The organism is Paenarthrobacter sp. E2MeOHC11, assembly GCF_058744955.1.
In genome coordinates this window covers 4,625,337-4,643,968 of sequence record NZ_CP196673.1, presented here as the reverse complement: position 1 = coordinate 4,643,968, position 18,632 = coordinate 4,625,337, and the positions used below count along the sequence as shown (strand labels likewise).

Sequence of the window (18,632 nt, the reverse complement as noted above, 5' to 3'; positions counted from 1 at the left end):
CTGCTTTGCCTATGCGACTAGAATAAACGGGCGTGTACTACGTGCATGCATCCATTTTGTATTAATCCACAAATCAGGATGACCCGGTAATTTGCCGTGTTCTGCCGTCCGGACCCGGGCGGCAGCGGTTTGCCTGACCGACTCACTATCCACAACGGAGCCCCTACTACATGACCATCACCTCCACCGAGAAGCCCGGTACCCCCGTAGTCGCCATTAACGACATCGGTACCGCTGAGGACTTCCTCGCAGCTGTCGACGCCACCATCAAGTACTTCAACGACGGAGACCTCGTCGAAGGTACCGTCGTCAAGGTCGACCGCGACGAAGTTCTGCTCGACATCGGTTACAAGACCGAAGGTGTCATCCCTTCCCGCGAGCTTTCCATCAAGCACGATGTTGACCCCGGCGACGTTGTCGCCGTTGGCGATCAGGTCGAAGCTTTGGTTCTCACCAAGGAAGACAAAGAAGGCCGTCTGATCCTCTCCAAGAAGCGTGCTCAGTACGAGCGCGCCTGGGGCGACATCGAGAAGGTCAAGGAAGAAGACGGTGTCGTTACCGGTACCGTCATCGAGGTTGTCAAGGGTGGCCTCATCCTGGACATCGGCCTGCGCGGCTTCCTGCCCGCATCCCTCGTCGAGATGCGTCGCGTCCGCGACCTGGCTCCGTACATCGGTCAGCAGATCGAAGCCAAGATCATCGAGCTGGACAAGAACCGCAACAACGTTGTGCTGTCCCGCCGTGCATGGCTCGAGCAGACCCAGTCCGAGGTTCGCTCCACGTTCCTCAACAAGCTGGAAAAGGGCCAGGTTCGTCCGGGCGTTGTTTCCTCCATCGTCAACTTCGGTGCATTCGTGGACCTCGGCGGCGTAGACGGCCTCGTTCACGTTTCCGAGCTGTCCTGGAAGCACATCGACCACCCGTCCGAGGTTGTCGAAGTTGGCCAGGAAGTCACCGTCGAGGTCCTCGAAGTGGATCTGGACCGCGAGCGTGTCTCCCTGTCGCTCAAGGCTACGCAGGAAGATCCGTGGCAGACCTTCGCCCGCACCCACGCCCTCGGCCAGGTTGTTCCGGGTAAGGTCACCAAGCTGGTTCCGTTCGGTGCGTTCGTTCGCGTCGAAGACGGCATCGAAGGCCTCGTGCACATCTCCGAGCTGGCTGTCCGCCACGTGGAGCTCGCAGAGCAGGTTGTCTCCGTTGGCGACGAACTGTTCGTCAAGGTCATCGACATCGACCTCGAGCGTCGCCGCATCTCCCTCTCCCTCAAGCAGGCTAACGAGGGCGTTGACGCTGACAGCACCGAGTTCGATCCCGCTCTGTACGGCATGGCCGCTGAGTACGACGAAGAGGGCAACTACAAGTACCCCGAGGGCTTCGACCCCGAGTCGAACGAATGGCTCGAAGGTTACGAGACCCAGCGTGCAGCTTGGGAGCAGCAGTACGCTGACGCCCAGACCCGTTGGGAAGCCCACAAGAAGCAGGTTGCCCAGCACGCTGCTGACGACGCTGCTGCTGCAACGTCCGGTGAGAGCGATTCCGGCACCACGAGCTACTCCTCGGAGCCGGCCGCTGCTGAGTCCAACACCGGCGGCGGTACCCTGGCGTCCGACGAAGCACTCGCCGCACTGCGTGAGAAGCTGACCGGCAACTAATTCCGCCTCCCTCACGGGATGTGCTGAATAGCCAAAGAAGGACCCCTGCCTCCGGGCGGGGGTCCTTCTGCTTAAGCCGCGACGTGAAGCCAGCGGCACGGACTGATGCGCCCCCAAACGGCTGAGACTCCTCGTGGTGAAGTCAGCGGGGAAGATCCACCCATTCGGTTCCCTGTGGCCGCAACTCCAAATTCCCGGACGTCAGGGAAGCCAGACGGGCGTGCGCCTCGGAAATGGTTGCCGCATCGTCCGGAAGAGCAATACGGAGTGTGGCGTGCTTGGCTCCATAGCCGGTGTCCGCCATGACGTACCCGGTACTCCGAAGTTCGTTCTCCAGCCGGCCGGCGTCGGCGTGGGGAACGTCAATGGCACATATCCGCAGCCTCCGACGCTGAACCAGTGGAGCGAGATCCAAGGCAGAAGAGACTGATTCGGAGTAAGCGCGGACCAGTCCGCCCGCGCCCAGGAGAATCCCACCGAAATAGCGCACGACGACGGCACTCACGTCAGTGAGGTCCGTGACCCCGGGCATAGCTTCGCGTTTGATGAGGGCTTCGAGCATGGGGATGCCGGCGGTGCCGGACGGTTCGCCGTCGTCACTGGAGCGTTGGATCATGCGGTCCGGCCCGATGACGAACGCCGAGCAGTGGTGGCGGGCATCGTGGAATTCGCGCCGGAGCTCTGCCACCAGGGAACGGGCAGTTTCCTCGTCGGGGGACCGCCGAAGGACCGTGATGAAACGGGACCGGCGTATTTCCAGCTCATGGCGGAAGTCCGGACCGTCCGTCAATGTCGTATAGGTGGTCGCACGGCTGTCTTCCTCGTTTTCCACCGCTTCAGTCTAGTGTTGAGGAGTGCTGAAGATCGGGCTGACGGGCGGCATCGCCTCAGGGAAATCATTGGTGGCATCCAGGTTGCAGGAACTGGGTGCGCTCCTCATCGACGCGGATCTCATTGCCCGCCAAGTGGTGGAACCGGGTACACCCGGCCTCCGCCGTGTCGTGGAGGCGTTCGGTCCGGGCATCCTCGACGCAGACGGCAGACTGGATCGGCCCAAGCTGGGAGCCATCGTGTTCCAGGATCCATCCCAACGCGAATTGCTCAACAGCATCATTCATCCGCTGGTACGCGAGGCCGCCGCCACCATCATGGCAGGGGCCGGCGCCGGCGACATCGTCGTGCAGGACATCCCGCTCCTCGTCGAAACCGGCCAGGGCAGCAATTTCCACTTGGTGGTCGTTGTAGATGCCCCGGACGACGTGCGCATTGACCGTATGGTCGAATTCCGGGGGATGACTCCGGAAGACGCGCGGGCCCGCATGGCGGCGCAGGCCACTCGTGAACAACGTATTGCCGCTGCCGATGTAGTCCTGTTAAACGCGGGGGGCCGTGACGAGCTGCGGGCCGAAGTTGACGCCCTGTGGACTGGGAGGCTGTTGCCTTTCGCGGAAAACATCAGCCGGGGGACAAGGGCGGCTCGACACCTTGGCCCGGTCATCACCCCATGGACACCTGACTGGAACCGTCAGGCCGCTCGCCTCGGGGCCCGTATTGCGGCTGTGGCACCCCAGGACATCCTGGCCGTGGACCATATCGGTTCCACGTCAGTACCCGGGCTGGCAGCAAAGGACGTTCTGGACCTCCAAGTAGCTGTCGCCGATCTTGGGGTGGCAGATCGACTCGCAGTCCAACTCGCCCAAGCCGGGTTCCCTGCAGTGCCGGGAGCCAACCAGGACACACCCAAACCCACCCAACCTGAGCCCGCACAGTGGCAGAAGCGGTTCCACGCCAACGCCGATCCTTGCCGGCCGGTGAACCTGCACGTGCGGCTCGCGGGATCACCGGGGTGGCGTTACGCGTTGCTCTTCCGCGACTGGCTGCGGTCCGAACCCACAGCCGTCACAACGTATGAAGCGCATAAGCGCGAAATCGCCGCAGCACATGTGGGCGACAACAGCAGCACGGGCTACGCGGATACCAAGGAGCCGTGGTTCACGGACGTTGCCTGGCCGCTCATGGAAGAGTGGGCCGACCGCACAGGCTGGCAGCCGCCGTCGTATATGTCTTCTGCCGAGGGCAAACGCGGACAGTAGCTGTCCGTGGCCGGGGGTAGATTTGTTCTATGAGCCTTGCCCAGGAAATCAACCGTGTCGTCGCGCCGTTCGAAGTGATCAGCGAATTCAAACCCGCCGGAGACCAGCCCACCGCAATCGCGGAACTGACGGAACGCATCAATAACGGGGAAAAGGACGTGGTCCTCCTCGGCGCCACTGGTACGGGAAAGAGTGCCACTACGGCCTGGCTTATTGAGCAAGTCCAGCGACCCACCCTGGTCATGGTTCAGAACAAGACCCTTGCCGCGCAATTGGCCAATGAATTCCGGGAACTGCTGCCAAACAATGCGGTGGAGTACTTCGTCTCGTACTACGACTACTACCAGCCCGAGGCGTACGTAGCCCAGACGGATACCTTTATTGAGAAGGATTCCTCCATCAACGAGGAAGTTGAACGCCTCCGGCACTCGGCGACCAACGCGTTGTTGACCCGCCGCGACGTCATCGTAGTGGCCACAGTCTCCTGTATCTACGGCCTGGGTACGCCGGAAGAGTACATCGCGGGCATGGTTACGCTGCGCAAGGGCGCGGAGATGAACCGCGACCATCTCCTTCGGAAATTCGTCTCCATGCAGTACGCCCGCAATGACATGGACTTCCACCGGGGCACATTCCGGGTCCGCGGCGACACCGTGGAGATCATCCCCATGTATGAAGAACTTGCCATCAGGATTGAGTTCTTCGGAGATGAAATCGAGAACATCCAGACCCTCCATCCTTTGACCGGAGAGGTCCTCCGCGACGAAGAAGAGATGTACGTGTTCCCGGCCTCGCACTACGTGGCCGGCCCGGAGCGGATGGCCCGTGCCATCAAGCGCATCGAGGACGAACTTGCCGACCGCCTGCAGGTCCTCGAAAGCCAGAACAAGCTGGTAGAGGCCCAGCGCCTTCGCATGCGCACCACGTACGACCTCGAAATGATGCAGCAGATGGGCTTCTGCAACGGAATCGAGAACTACTCCGTGCACATTGACGGCCGTAATCCCGGGACCGCTCCGCACTGCCTCATCGACTACTTCCCGGACGATTTCCTCCTGGTGGTGGATGAATCCCACGTCACCATCCCGCAGATTGGCGCCATGTATGAAGGCGACATGTCCCGTAAGCGGAACCTGGTGGACTTCGGCTTCCGCCTGCCATCAGCCATGGACAACCGACCGCTGAAGTGGGACGAATTCCTCGAACGCATCGGCCAGACGGTGTACTTGTCCGCAACGCCCGGTAAATACGAGCTTGGCAAGGCTGACGGCTACGTCCAGCAGATCATCCGTCCCACGGGCCTCATCGACCCCGAGGTAGTAGTCAAACCCACCAAGGGGCAGATTGATGACTTGCTGGGGGAGATCAGGACCCGCACAGAGAAGAACGAGCGCGTCCTCGTCACGACATTGACCAAGCGCATGGCCGAGGACCTTACTGACTACCTGGTGGGACACGGCGTCAAGGTGGAGTACTTGCACTCCGATGTCGACACCCTGAGGCGGGTGGAGCTGCTCCGTGAGCTGCGGATGGGCGTGTTTGATGTCCTTGTAGGCATCAACCTCCTCCGTGAAGGCCTCGACCTGCCTGAGGTTTCCCTCGTGAGCATCCTCGACGCTGACAAGGAAGGTTTCCTGCGTTCATCCACCTCTCTGATCCAGACCATCGGCCGCGCAGCGCGTAACGTGTCGGGCCAGGTCCACATGTACGCGGACCGGATTACCGATTCCATGGCCCACGCCATTGAAGAAACCAACCGGCGCCGCGCCATCCAGGTGCAGTACAACACGGACCATGGCATTGATCCGCAGCCGTTGCGGAAGAAGATTGCTGATATCACGGACCAGTTGGCCAAGGAAGACGCAGACACCCAGGAGCTTCTCAACAACAACCGACTCGCCAAGGGTGGCAAACGCGGCAAGACCGCTGCCAAGGGTGCGGCAACGGTTCGGCAGGATGGCCTCGCCGCTGCTCCAGCCGAGGACTTGGTGGGCCTCATTGAGCAGCTGACCGAACAGATGCACGGGGCGGCTGCTGAACTGCAATTCGAAGTCGCGGCCCGCATCCGAGACGAAGTCAAGGAGTTGAAGCGCGAATTACGCCAGATGCAGTCCGCCGGGCACGCCTAAGGTAAGGTTGAGGTCACGTAGGGGAGTATCCCAAGCGCTACGTCCGTCAGCACGCAAGGCACAGATGCCTCGCCGGATCTAGCGGGCCGCCAATTTTTGCATTCACCGCACCCTGGCAGGCCGGAGAGACTTACACCGCTTTCCCGTACCCTGCGAAAGGCACCTTTAATGCAGCTTCCCGTCTGGTTTGAGATCGGCTCGTTTGTCGTTCTCGGAATCATCCTGCTGATCGACCTCCTGTTGGTCGTCAAGCGTCCCCATGAACCTTCCATGAAGGAAGCCGGCCTGTGGGTCAGCTTCTATGTAGGACTGGCACTGCTCTTTGCCGTAGCCATGTTCGCGTTCGCCGGCCCGGAATACGGCGGCCAGTTCGTCGCCGGCTGGGTCACTGAGTACAGCCTCAGCATCGACAACCTCTTTGTCTTCATCATCATCATGGCCCGCTTCTCGGTGCCCCGTAAGTACCAGCAGGAAGTGCTGATGGTGGGCATCATCATCGCCCTGATCCTCCGCGGTATCTTCATCGCCCTCGGCGCCGTCGTGATTGAACAGTTCAGCTGGGTCTTCTACATCTTCGGTGCGTTCCTCCTGTGGACTGCCTGGAAGCAGGCCAAGGACTCCGGCGAGGATGAAGAAGAGGGTGCCGAGAACCCGCTGATCGCCCGCCTTCGCAAGGTCCTGCCGATGTCCGAGAAGTTTGACGGCAACAAGATCCGCACCGTGGTGGAGGGCAAGAAGGTCTTCACGCCAATGCTGATTGTTTTCATCACCATCGGCTTGACGGACCTCCTGTTCGCGGTTGACTCCATCCCCGCGATCTTCGGCCTGACCCAGAGTGCCTTCATCGTCTTCACGGCGAACATTTTCGCGCTGATGGGCCTGCGCCAGTTGTACTTCCTCCTCGGTGGACTCATGACACGCCTGGTGTACCTGAAGCACGCACTGTCCGTGATTCTCGCCTTCATCGGCGTCAAGCTCGTCCTGCACGCCATGCACGTCAACGAACTTCCGTTCATCAACGGCGGCCACCACATCGAGTGGGCACCTGAGATTCCCACCTACGTGTCGCTGGCGGTCATTGTCGGAACCATCATCGTGGCAGTGGTTGCCAGCCTCCTGAGCCCGCAAGCACGGCAGGCCAAGCTGGATGCACGGCTTGAAGAAGATGCCAAAAAGAGCATGAGCGAGGCAGAGTAACTCTCCTCGGAAAGTTGTAGTCTCGTGAAGTGACTACCACTTCAACTACGGCGCTGGACCCACAACGGGTTCAGCGCCGTACTGTTTTCCTGCTCAGTTCCGCACAGCTGCTCAGCGGCGTTGGCAATGGAGCCACACTCTCCATCGGATCGTTGCTGGCTGTGGACCTGTCAGGTTCCGAAGCGTGGGCCGGCTCCATCACCACCGTCCTGACACTCGCGGCGGCGATCGCCGCGCTGCCCTTGGCGCGCCTCGCGGAATCGAGGGGCCGCCGGGTAGGACTGGTGACAGGACTGGTCGCTGCGATGGTCGGGGCGCTCCTCATCATCGCGTCCGTGATGGGCCAGTCATTCGTCCTGCTCCTGCTTGGGGCGGCCTTCCTTGGCCTGGGCACGGCCGCGAATCTCCAGGCGAGGTTCGCCGCCGTCGACCTCGCTGAACCTGAGCACCGCGGGCGGTCACTGTCCACGGTCGTCTGGGCCATTACCATCGGTGCTGTCGCCGGTCCCAACCTGATCCAGCCAGGTGCAGTGGTGGGCGCAGCCCTTGGGCTGCCTCCTATCGCCGGACCGTTCGTATTCTCAGCAGCCGGGCTGTTTCTGGCTGCCGCCCTGCTGTTCGTGGGCCTGAGGCCCGACCCGCTGTTGTTGTCCCGGAGACTGGTGTCGGAGGCCGACGGCAACGGAGGTGCTGGAGCGCAGCCTGTGCGGGGAACCATCCGTTCCGGGCTGCGTGCCGTCCGCGCGTCGCCCCGGGCCTTGTTGGCCTTGGCCGCCGTGGTGGCGGCACACGGTGTCATGGTGGCAGTCATGTCCATGACGCCCCTGCACCTCCAACAACTCGTGGGCGGTTCCCACGAAGGGCATCATGGTGGGGCAACCGACAGCACGGACGCACTGGTGGTCATAGGCCTCACGATTTCGCTCCACATCGCAGGAATGTTTGCGCTTTCCCCACTGTGGGGCTGGCTGACCGATAAAGCAGGGCGCTTGCAAACCATCGCCATGGGGCACGGACTGCTGTTGGTGGCGGTGTTCATCGCCGGGTTTGGCCAGCGTGAGCCCGTGCTTGTTACCGCCGGACTGGTTCTCTTGGGCTTGGGTTGGTCTGCAGCAACCATCGCCGGATCGACCCTTTTGGCCGAAAGCGTTGCACCTGACGAACGCGTTACGGTGCAGGGCGTCTCGGACACGCTCATGGGTGGCGCCGGCGCAATCGGCGGCGCCACCTCGGGCTTGCTCCTGGCCTGGATCGGCTATCAAGGCCTCAACGTCGCTTCAAGCATCCTCGCCGCAGCCGTGTTGGCCCTGACAGCCGTCGCGGCAGTCCGCGGGAGATCGGCCGAGGCGCAGGACCGGACAACGGATAGTCCCGCGGTCTAGCGAGTTGAGCGGACCATCCTGAAAAGCCGGGCGAAGATGCCCTCGCCGTCTTCGCCAATGCCGTCATGGTGGAAGTCCGAGGTGACCCACGGCTGAAGGCCACGCACCGCTTCAGCCGTTTCGAGTGACAGATCGTGATCCACGTAGATGTCGTCCATGTACACGGCTGCGGCTACAGGCACTGTGTTGGCCGCCAATCGTGCGGGGTCGTACAACGGCTTCCAGTCCTTCCTGGCGGCCAGCTGTTCAGCTACGTCACGGAGGGGCACGAGTGCCGGGTCCTGTTCGAAGTACCACGGATAAACCATCTCGCCTGTCAGCAGCGGTTCCGCGGCATCGGGCCTGAACTCCGGATAGGCTTCCAACACGCGCCACGCGGCCCAGTTGGTTGCCTCATCCTGACCGTAGATGGACTCGTGCAGGACGGCGTACAAGGGATTGGCGGCACGGCTAACGAGCCCCCGCACTTGTTCGAGGAACGATTCCGACAGGCGTTCTCCGGACGGCGTGTCGATGAAGGCGTCCTCCAGGAGATAGTGGAGGGCATCCACGCGGGTGTTGCCGCCCAGGAATGATCCCACCATCTGGAAGCGCTCGGTCGTTAGCCTTTCACCACTTGCCAGGAACTCAGGTTGCCGCTCCAGGTGGCGGGCGATCCTTGTGACTTTCTCCCGGTCTTCGGGGTACCAGGAGAAGTATTCGGCATTCCGTGCGGCGACGCGGTGGAACGTCGCGTGATACACCCGGTCCGCCGGACCGTGGAGCGGGGCCAGCCCACCGGTGATGAGCACCTCGCGCAGCCCCTCCGGCGCGAATGACAGATAGGTCAACGCGCAGAAGCCACCGAAGCTCTGGCCGAGGACGGACCAGGGCCCTGAACCCAGGACTTTCCTTATGTATTCAGCGTCAGCCACGATGGAGTCGGCACGGAAGTGGGTCAGGTATTCGGCTTGGGCCGTGGTGTCGCCCCTGAGCCCCAGTGACTGCTGCTCGACGGGCGTGGACAATCCCGTTCCGCGTTGATCCAGCATGAGGATACGGAAATCTTTGGCAGCCGCCTTCATCCATCCGGACAGCGAGGTAACCCGGTTTCCCCGGCCGCCCGGACCGCCCTGCAAATACAAGAGCCACGGAAGCCTGCCGGCCTGCTCAGGCGTGTGCTCCGTGGAGGAGTACTCCCTGGCAAAGATCGTGATTGTCTCGCCGATGTTGCCGGATCCAGCAGCTGTGTGCACCAAGGGGACCGAGAAATAGTGTTCCGCAGTCCGTACCCCCCGGAATTCGTGGTGGGCGCGGATGCTGTGCGCTTCGTTGGGGTGCCGGTCAGCCACGGGCAAGGGCCTCATTGGCGTGGCCCGCCTTCGCGCCGAAGGCGTTAAGGGCGTCGCCGGCCAGACGGAAAGTGGACCATTCCTCCATCGGGAAGGCGCCAAGGTTCTTGTAGAAGTTGATGGAAGGTTCGTTCCAGTTCAGGACGCTCCACTCCACGCGGGCATAGCCATGCTCGACGGCGGTGGTGGCCAGATGCTGCAGCAGGGCCTTGCCATGGCCCTCGCCGCGAGCGTCGGGAATCACGTAGAGGTCTTCGAGGTAGATGCCGTGGACGCCTTCCCAGGTTGAGTAGTTCAGGAACCACAGGGCGAAGCCCTGCACTGTGCCCGCACTGTTTTCGGCCATAGTGGCGTAGACACGGGGATTCTCGCCGAAAAGTACTTCGGTAAGCATCTCCGGAGTGTTTTTGACAGCGTCCGGTTCCTTCTCGTAGATCGCAAGGTCATGGATCATACGGAGGATGGCAGGGACGTCTTCTACAGTGGCTGGGCGGATTACACTCATGCCTTCGAGCTTACTAGGGGAGCCGCGCCTACTGCCGCCAGGCCAGTGCCGAGGTGCCGTACCGTGTAGGGGCCCTGTCATACCGAAGGGGAACACCGTCAACCGTCAATGGAGGTCCGACAAACCGGAGGTGGCCGTAAGGACTCTCCATTTCGAGGTACTCCGGTTCCGGCAGTGAGCTCAGCGCGGACTGCTTGGGCGCCGGCAAACGGAACAGCTCCTCAGCTGTCCGAGCGAGGGAAAGCTGCGCTGTTCCGCCTGCGCCTGTACTGAGCCGTTGAGCCAGCAAGGCCAGCGCGGCTGCTGCGAGACCGTACCCCGTTGCGTGGTCCAAGGCCTGGACAGGGAGCGCGCCCGGCTTCCAACCGTCGTCGTCATGCCGTCCGTACCGTTCAGCGATTCCGCAGGCTGCCTGCACCAGGCTGTCGAAACCGCGTCTGGCAGTCCACGGTCCGCTGCCCCACGCATTTAACGTCACCACCACAAGATCAGGCCGGGTGGCAAGCAGTTCTTCAGGGCCGAGGCCGAACCTGTCCAGGCCGCCGCGGCGGTATCCGGTCACCACGACGTCAGCTGACGCGAGCAGCTGCTGCACCACTGCCAGCACTTGGGCATTGCCCAGGTCGGCTTCCGCGCTGCGCTTGTCGAAACCGGAGTCGACGAAAGCATCGGTGAGCTCAGGAAGGCCCGGGGGATCGATACGGAGCACATCCGCACCCAAAGCACCAAGGAAGCGGGTGGCTGTTGGCCCCGCAATAACCCGCGTTAAGTCGAGGACCCGTAATCCTGCCAGGGGCTGAAACGGCTCCGCGGAGGGCACCCACGACGACGGCCGCGAAGGCTCCGCCTGGGCCGATGCAGGACGGATGAAGCTGATCCAAGGACCCGCGCTTGCCCCGCCGTGCATGGGTGACGAAAGCCACTCTTCCCGTGTGCGAACAGCCGCCGCAACACCTTTCCCGGCCGCGATGGCTTCCTCGGCTTCCGCCGACGTCATGGAAAGCAGGGCCCGGTCTACGTCATGGGGCGTGCTGGCCGCGAGCGTGTCCATCAACCGTGCGGCATGGTGCGGGTAATTGGCATGCAGGCGGATCCAGCCGTCCAGGGTCGGCCGGAATCCCGACATCCGGGCGAAACCTTGGGGCTTCATGCCCGAAATCCTGAGGTGCCCCAGGGAATCGAAGGAAGCAGCCGTTGGGCCTGACGCCACAGCATACCGACCGGCCGTACCTGTCAGGGCCTGGAGGGCCGTGGCTGCTGCCTGTACTGACCCGAGCGCGAGCCCTTCTACGTCCAGGGGGCCGCCCCACCATCGACGCGGACCCAAGCAGCCCGCCGGGAGTGCTGCACGGAGGGCTTCCAGCCCCCGCAGGCTGTCGGTCAGGTCCGGGAAGGGTTCCACAGCGGCTGAACCTAGAGCCTGTTGACGTCTGTTACCCGGACCACCGCGGTGCCGGTCTCGTCTGATGCTGCCAGATCCACCTCGGCCGAGATTCCCCAGTCATGGTTGCTTGCGGGATCGTCGAAGATCTGCCGGACCTTCCACGTGCCGGTTTCCTCGGTGATGATCAGCAAACCGGGCCCGCGCGCGTCTGGACCTGTTCCAATGTCGTCGTGTTCATCGAAGTAGTCGTCCAAGACCTCTTCCCAACGTCCTGCGTCCCAGCCGGCTTCCCCGTCGAGTTCGCCAAGCGCCGCAGAGTCTTCATCAGCGAAGAGTTCAACCCTGCGGAACATCTCATTACGGACCATCACGCGGAAGGCACGGATGTTGGCAGTCAGGAGCGGCGGCGGGGGCGGGGGAGCGTCGTGCTGCGTGGGAACAAGCCCGGACGTGAGCTCTTCCCATTCGTCCAAAAGGCTGGAGTCAACTTGGCGGACCAGTTCCCCCAGCCACGCAATAAGGTCTTCAAGGTCTTCACGGAGCGAATCCTGGGGAACGGTCTGTCGCAGCGCACGGAACCCGTCAGCAAGATAACGCAGGACGATGCCCTCGGAGCGGGCCAAGCCATAGAACTGCACAAACTCGCCAAAGTTCATGGCGCGCTCATACATGTCCCGAATGATCGATTTTGGTGCGAGTTCGAAGTCGCCCACCCAAGGAGCCGCCTTGCGGTAGACCTCGAAGGCCTCGCCAAGAATCTCGGCCAAGGGCATCGGATAGGTGACTTCATCCAGCATGGCCATGCGCTGCTCATACTCGATGCCATCCGCCTTCATGGCGGCAACCGCCTCGCCGCGCGCCTTCTTTTGCTGCGCCGAAAGAATCTGGCGCGGCTTCTCAAGCGTCGATTCGATGACGGAAACAACGTCCAAGGCGTACGACGGCGACTCCGGATCGAGAAGTTCAAGCGCGGCGAGAGCGAAGGGCGAAAGGGGTTGGTTCAAGGCGAAGTTGGCCTGCAGATGTACCGTCAGTCGGACTGAGCGTCCCTCGGCTTCCTGTTCCTCTTCCGGGATCCGTTCCACCACTCCGGCGGCCAGCAGCTCGCGGTAGATACCCAGGGCCTTCTTCATGAGTTTCAATTGCGCGGGGCGGCTCTCATGGTTCTCGCTGAGCAGGCGCCGGGTTGCGTGGAAGGGATCGCCCGGGCGTTCCATGAGGTTGAGCAACATTGCGTGGGTCACGGTAAAGCTGGACGTCAGCGGATCAGGCACCGACTCGACCAGCCGCTTGAACGTTGGCTCGCCCCAGGACACGAATCCTTCCGGGGGCTTCTTCTTCACCACTTGGCGTAGTTTCTTTTGGTCATCGCCGAACTTGGCGGTGGCCTTGGCCATCGCCTTGGTGTTCTCCACCACGTGGTCCGGAGCCTGGACCACCACCGTGCCGGCGGTGTCGTAACCCGCCCGGCCGGCACGTCCGGCAATCTGGTGGAACTCACGTGAGTTAAGCGATCTGGTGCGTACGCCGTCGTACTTGCTCAAAGCGGTCAACAACACTGTTCGGATGGGCACGTTGATGCCTACTCCCAAAGTATCGGTGCCGCAGATGACTTTCAGGAGCCCGGCCTGGGCCAGTTGCTCCACCAGCCGGCGGTACTTGGGGAGCATCCCGGCGTGGTGCACGCCGATACCGTGGCGGACCAGCCTGTTGAGGGTTTTTCCGAAGCCGGCCGCGAACCGGAAACCAGCAATGAGCTCAGCGATGCGGTCCTTTTCGGCACGGCTGCACATGTTGATGCTCATGAGGTTCTGGGCACGCTCAATGGCTTCTGCCTGGCTGAAGTGCACCACGTAGACGGGGACCTGCTTGGTGGAGAGCAACTCCTCCAACGTCTCGTGAACCGGCGTCAGGTGGTAGTAGTGGTGCAGCGGAATGGGGCGTTCCGCGGAGCTCACGGTGGTGGTGGTCCGACCCGTCAGCTCAGTCAGTCCGGATTCGAAGCGGGAGACGTCGCCCAAGGTGGCGGACATCAGGAGGAACTGTGCCTGGGGGAGTTCCAGGAGGGGCACCTGCCATGCCCAACCGCGTTGGGGGTCGGAATAGAAATGGAACTCGTCCATGACCACCGAACCGAGGTCCGCCGTCGACCCTTCGCGGAGGGCGATGTTGGCCAGGATTTCCGCCGTGCAGCAAATAATGGGGGCATCCTGGTTGACGCCGGAATCACCGGTAATCATGCCCACGTTCTCCGCGCCGAAAATGTCGCAGAGAGCAAAGAACTTTTCGGATACCAACGCCTTGATGGGCGCCGTGTAATAACTCCGCTGGCCGCGCGCCATGGCTTCGAAGTGGGCCGCGATGGCTACCAGTGATTTCCCTGAGCCCGTTGGCGTGGCGAGGATGACGTTGGCGCCGGAGGCAAGCTCCATGATCGCTTCGTCCTGGGCAGGGTACAGCTGCAGCCCACGGCTCTCCGTCCACTCCACGAACCGTGTGTAGATTTCGTCCGGGTCCAGGGGATCGGCGGCGATGGTACCGGGAAGCTGTTCAAGAAGTTTCATTGGTTTCCAGCTTAGTGCCCGGACGGTTTAGGCTCTGCCCAGCAGTGGTGCCAGACGCGAGGAGGCTTTGATGAAGTGGGATCCGTCCAAGTATGTGGAGTTCGGCAACCATCGGGACCGCCCGTTCCATGACCTCGTCGGGAGGATCCAGGCCAGTGACCCACGGAATATTGTGGACCTCGGGTGCGGACCCGGGAACCTGACTGCGACCTTGACAGAGCGCTGGCCGGGAGCCCGGGTGGTGGGCATTGACTCGTCGGCGGAGATGCTGCTCAAAGCGGAGTCCCTTGCCGGGCAATCCAGCCGCCTGGAATTCGAGCACGGCGACATCGCCACGTGGGTACCAGGTGCCGACACCGACGTCGTCGTCACAAACGCAGCCCTTCAATGGGTGCCGGGTCACCAGGACATGGTGGCGAAGTGGTTGCGCGCCCTCAAGCCCGGCGCCTGGTTTGCGCTGCAGGTCCCCGGCAATTTCACCTCCCCGTCACATACGCTGATGCGCGAACTCGCAGAGTCGCCCCGCTGGGCGTCGCGCTTGTCCGGCGTACTTCGGCACGATGGTGCTGTTGGTAGTCCGGCGGACTACTTGGGCGTGATGCTCGACGCCGGATGCGCGGCGGACGCCTGGGAGACCACCTACCAGCAGGTACTACCGGGCGAGGATCCGGTCCTTCAGTGGGTTCGAGGCACAGGACTTCGACCAGTGCTGGCAGCACTGTCCACAGCGGAGGCTACGGAGTTCGAGGAGCAATACTCCGCGTTGCTGCGCGAGGCCTATCCACCCTCCCGGCACGGAACAATTTTCCCTTTCCGGCGGATTTTTGCCGTTGCGCGAAAGAACGCATGACCGGCCCGGGCGCGTCCCTCCGCGTAGCAATGGCTTTAGTGCGCCGTGATGGCTTGTTCCGTACGGGCGTCGCTGGTCTAATTCTCGGCATGGACCAAGGACGCTTCGAACAACAGACGCCCCGGGTGACCGCGGCTCTCCGTTGGAGTGCTTCGTGACTCCGACAGGTGATTTTCCAGGCGCATGGCGCCCCAACACCAGCAGCGCGGTGGCGCTCTTCGAACAGTTACGGCTGCGGATCATTGAACTCGCCGACGCCGGAGTCCTGGCAGTCGGAGCAAAACTGCCTCCCGTGCGTAACCTGGCCGGAGTGCTGGACGTTGCCCCGCACACGGTGGCCCGGGCATACAAGGAGCTGGAAGCGGCAGGCGTGGTAGCCACCCGTGGGCGGAACGGCACCGTGGTCTGCGCCCGGGACGACCGCTGGGGAGCGCTGGCTGACGTCGCAGCACAATACGCGGCAGCAGCCAAGGCCCAAGGCGCTTCGTTCGCGGAGGCCGTGCAGCTTCTTGCTGCCGCTTACGACGCGGATTGATACCGATCAGTAGCATGTGAGGAACGACATGGAAATTCGAAGAAGTTTTCGATTAGCATTGGTAAGTGCCCAAAGCCTTAGCTGAAGATACCGCCATCGAATCCCTGAACAGCATCCCTATCGTTCCTGACACCAAGCCCGCGAGGCCAGACCTGTCGCGGCTGGTAGTCAAGGGTGCCCGGGAACACAACCTGCGCAATGTGGACCTGGACCTTCCCCGTGATGCCATGATCGTGTTCACCGGACTTTCGGGGTCCGGTAAGTCCTCCTTGGCTTTCGACACCATCTTTGCTGAAGGACAGCGCCGGTATGTGGAATCGCTGTCCGCCTATGCCCGCCAGTTCCTTGGCCAGGTGGATAAACCTGACGTCGACTTCATCGAAGGCTTGTCGCCCGCGGTGTCCATCGACCAGAAGTCCACCAGCAAGAACCCACGCTCAACGGTGGGCACCATCACCGAGATTTATGACTACATGCGTTTGCTCTGGGCCCGCGTGGGCCGCCCGCACTGTCCTGTGTGTGGAGAGCCGATCGCCCGTCAGACACCGCAGCAGATCGTCGACCAGCTTCTGGAACTGGAGACGGGCACGCGATTCCAGGTCCTGGCGCCGGTAGTGCGCGGCCGCAAGGGCGAGTTCGTTGACCTCTTCAAGGAACTGACCGCCAAAGGCTATTCCCGTGCCCGGGTCGATGGCGAGCTGGTTCAACTGAACGACCCTCCCAAGCTCGGCAAGCAGTTCAAACACACCATCGAAGTTGTTGTGGACCGCTTGGTGGTCAAGGAAGAGATCAGCCAGCGGCTCACTGATTCCGTAGAAACGGCGCTCGGCCTCGCCGAGGGCCGCGTGCTGGTGGAGTTCGTCGACCTTGACGCCGAGGACCCCGGGCGCATCCGGGCTTTCTCGGAAAACCTGGCCTGCCCCAATGAGCATCCCTTGGCGATCGATGAGATCGAGCCCCGCTCGTTCTCCTTCAACAACCCCTTCGGCGCCTGCTCCGCCTGCAGCGGCATTGGTACGAAGCTCGAAGTGGATGAGGAACTGATCGTTCCCAATCCCGAATTGTCCCTGGGCGAGGGGGCCATCGCCCCGTGGTCCCTTGGCACGGCCACCACGGAATATTGGAACCGTCTCCTCGAGGGCCTGGCACACGAACTCGGCTTCTCCATGACTACCGCGTGGGAAAAGCTCCCCAAGGATGTACGGAATACCGTACTGCACGGCAAGGACCACAAGGTTGTTGTCCAGTACAAGAACCGTTTCGGCCGGGAACGTAAGTACAGTACGGGCTTTGAAGGTGCCATCCAGTACGTCCACCGCAAGCACGGTGAAACGGATTCCGATTGGGCCCGTGACCGGTACGAAGAGTACATGCGTCAGATTCCCTGCCCTGAGTGCAACGGTGCCCGCCTCAACCCGGCGTCGCTGTCCGTGCTGATCAACGGCAAGTCGATCGCTGAAGTGGCGGCCCTTCCCATGCGTGAATGCGCCGGGTTCCTGGGCAGCTTGACCCTGACCAGCAGGGAAGCCCAAATCGCCAACCAGGTGCTGAAGGAGATCCAGGCCCGCCTGACCTTCCTCCTGGATGTCGGTTTGGAGTACCTCAACCTTGAGCGGCCGTCGGGTACCTTGTCCGGTGGCGAAGCCCAGCGTATCCGCCTGGCAACCCAGATCGGCTCCGGCCTGGTAGGTGTCCTGTACGTCCTGGATGAGCCTTCCATTGGTCTGCATCAGCGCGACAACCGGCGGCTCATCGAGACGCTTACCCGTCTCCGGGACCTGGGCAACACCCTGATCGTGGTGGAGCATGACGAAGACACCATCCACGAGGCCGACTGGGTAGTGGACATCGGACCTGGTGCCGGAGAGCACGGCGGCCAGGTAGTGCACTCGGGCACTTATAAGGAACTCCTGGAAAACACGGAGTCCCTTACCGGTGATTACCTTTCCGGCCGCCGCAAGATTGATATCCCCAAGAAGCGCCGCAAGTACGACAAGAAGCGTGAACTCAAGGTTGTCGGTGCCCGGGAGAACAACCTCAACAACGTTGATGCCACGTTCCCCTTGGGGCTGTTCACGGCGGTGACCGGGGTCAGTGGCTCCGGCAAATCCACCTTGGTGAATGAAATCCTCTACAAGGTCCTCGCCAACAAGCTCAACGGCGCCAAACAAGTCGCAGGGCGCCACCGGACCATCGCCGGGCTGGAGCACCTGGACAAGGTGGTCCATGTTGACCAAAGCCCTATTGGCCGTACCCCGAGGTCAAACCCGGCCACGTACACCGGCGTCTTTGACAACATCCGCAAGCTCTTCGCGGAGACCACCGAGGCCAAGGTCCGCGGATACCAGCCTGGTCGCTTCTCCTTTAACGTCAAGGGAGGGCGCTGCGAAGCATGCTCCGGAGACGGCACGTTGAAGATCGAGATGAACTTCCTGCCGGACGTCTATGTTCCCTGCGAGGTGTGCCACGGAGCCCGGTACAACCGGGAAACCCTCGAGGTCCACTACAAGGGCAAGACGATCGCGGATGTCCTCAACATGCCCATCGAGGAAGGGGCGGAATTCTTTGCCGCCTTCACGCCGATCGCGCGGCATTTGAATACCCTGGTGGACGTCGGCCTGGGCTACGTACGCCTGGGGCAGCCTGCAACCACGCTGTCAGGTGGCGAGGCACAGCGTGTGAAGCTGGCGGCCGAGTTGCAGAAGCGTTCCAACGGACGCAGCATCTACGTTCTTGACGAGCCCACAACCGGCCTGCATTTTGAGGACATCCGAAAGTTGCTCATGGTTCTTCAAGGCTTGGTGGACAAGGGCAACACGGTCATCACCATTGAGCACAACCTGGACGTCATCAAGTCGGCGGACTGGATTGTGGATCTTGGTCCCAACGGTGGTTCCGGTGGCGGAAAGATCGTGGCCACGGGAACGCCTGAACAAGTGGCCAAATCCACCGACAGCCACACGGCGACGTTCCTGGCCGAAATTCTCGGTTAGTCACCAGAAGTATTCCG

At 62.1% G+C, this 18,632-nt stretch carries 13 protein-coding genes; 8 read left to right on the top strand and 5 right to left on the bottom strand.

Translation table 11 applies throughout. The features are described 5' to 3' along the window. Window positions 1–170 precede the first annotated feature (170 nt). Window positions 171–1,652 (top strand): 30S ribosomal protein S1, encoded by a 1,482-nt coding sequence (rpsA, locus tag ACSSVG_RS21500; RefSeq protein WP_026540604.1) that lies wholly within the window; start codon window positions 171–173, stop codon window positions 1,650–1,652. A gap of 142 nt (window positions 1,653–1,794) precedes the next feature. Here rpsA and ACSSVG_RS21495 read toward each other — a convergent pair whose 3' ends face one another. Continuing rightward, the gene (locus ACSSVG_RS21495; protein ID WP_231341753.1) at window positions 1,795–2,484 is read right to left on the bottom strand and encodes an IMPACT family protein; all 690 of its coding nucleotides are present in this window, start codon (window positions 2,482–2,484) and stop codon (window positions 1,795–1,797) included. 22 nt (window positions 2,485–2,506) lie between these two features. Here ACSSVG_RS21495 and coaE point away from each other — a divergent pair, with 22 nt between their 5' ends. The 4 genes from coaE to ACSSVG_RS21475 all read left to right on the top strand — a co-directional run bounded on the left by coaE (window position 2,507) and on the right by ACSSVG_RS21475 (window position 8,453). Beyond that, window positions 2,507–3,745, top strand: a complete 1,239-nt coding sequence (coaE, locus tag ACSSVG_RS21490) for a dephospho-CoA kinase (RefSeq protein ID WP_492416210.1) — start codon at window positions 2,507–2,509, stop codon at window positions 3,743–3,745. 29 nt (window positions 3,746–3,774) lie between these two features. Then, window positions 3,775–5,874, top strand: a complete 2,100-nt coding sequence (gene uvrB, locus ACSSVG_RS21485) for an excinuclease ABC subunit UvrB (protein ID WP_492416208.1) — start codon at window positions 3,775–3,777, stop codon at window positions 5,872–5,874. Window positions 5,875–6,042: 168 nt separating this feature from the next. Continuing rightward, window positions 6,043–7,071, top strand: coding sequence for a TerC family protein (locus ACSSVG_RS21480; RefSeq protein WP_231341756.1), 1,029 nt, complete (start codon window positions 6,043–6,045; stop codon window positions 7,069–7,071). Between the two features lie 29 nt (window positions 7,072–7,100). Next, window positions 7,101–8,453: an MFS transporter gene (locus ACSSVG_RS21475; RefSeq protein ID WP_253468215.1), complete on the top strand. Its 1,353-nt coding sequence runs from the start codon at window positions 7,101–7,103 to the stop codon at window positions 8,451–8,453. Here the strand turns inward: ACSSVG_RS21475 and ACSSVG_RS21470 are convergent. The 4 genes from ACSSVG_RS21470 to ACSSVG_RS21455 are packed head-to-tail and all read right to left on the bottom strand — an operon-like array spanning window position 8,450 to window position 14,237. Continuing rightward, window positions 8,450–9,799, bottom strand: coding sequence for an alpha/beta fold hydrolase (locus ACSSVG_RS21470; protein WP_492416206.1), 1,350 nt, complete (start codon window positions 9,797–9,799; stop codon window positions 8,450–8,452). The two genes, ACSSVG_RS21475 and ACSSVG_RS21470, sit on opposite strands and share 4 nt — an antisense overlap. Beyond that, entirely contained in the window at window positions 9,777–10,289 is a 513-nt protein-coding gene (locus tag ACSSVG_RS21465) for a GNAT family N-acetyltransferase (protein ID WP_492416204.1), read from the bottom strand. The genes ACSSVG_RS21470 and ACSSVG_RS21465 overlap by 23 nt, the downstream gene beginning before the upstream one ends. Before the next feature lie 28 nt (window positions 10,290–10,317). Next, window positions 10,318–11,691, bottom strand: a complete 1,374-nt coding sequence (locus ACSSVG_RS21460; RefSeq protein ID WP_492416202.1) for a CoA transferase — start codon at window positions 11,689–11,691, stop codon at window positions 10,318–10,320. 11 nt (window positions 11,692–11,702) lie between these two features. Continuing rightward, a complete protein-coding gene (locus ACSSVG_RS21455) occupies window positions 11,703–14,237 on the bottom strand; it encodes a DEAD/DEAH box helicase (RefSeq protein ID WP_492416200.1) in 2,535 nt (844 codons plus the stop codon). A gap of 70 nt (window positions 14,238–14,307) precedes the next feature. On the opposite strand from ACSSVG_RS21455, the gene ACSSVG_RS21450 reads away from it, so the two are divergent. The 3 genes from ACSSVG_RS21450 to uvrA all read left to right on the top strand — a co-directional run bounded on the left by ACSSVG_RS21450 (window position 14,308) and on the right by uvrA (window position 18,615). Beyond that, window positions 14,308–15,087 (top strand): trans-aconitate 2-methyltransferase, encoded by a 780-nt coding sequence (locus ACSSVG_RS21450; protein ID WP_492416198.1) that lies wholly within the window; start codon window positions 14,308–14,310, stop codon window positions 15,085–15,087. A 154-nt stretch (window positions 15,088–15,241) separates the two neighbouring features. Then, on the top strand, window positions 15,242–15,622 hold the full coding sequence (locus ACSSVG_RS21445; protein ID WP_231341763.1) for a GntR family transcriptional regulator: 381 nt from the start codon (window positions 15,242–15,244) through the stop codon (window positions 15,620–15,622). 65 nt (window positions 15,623–15,687) lie between these two features. Beyond that, complete coding sequence (gene uvrA, locus ACSSVG_RS21440; RefSeq protein ID WP_492416196.1) at window positions 15,688–18,615, top strand: excinuclease ABC subunit UvrA; 2,928 nt, start codon at window positions 15,688–15,690, stop codon at window positions 18,613–18,615. The last annotated feature ends 17 nt before the right edge of the window (window positions 18,616–18,632 follow it).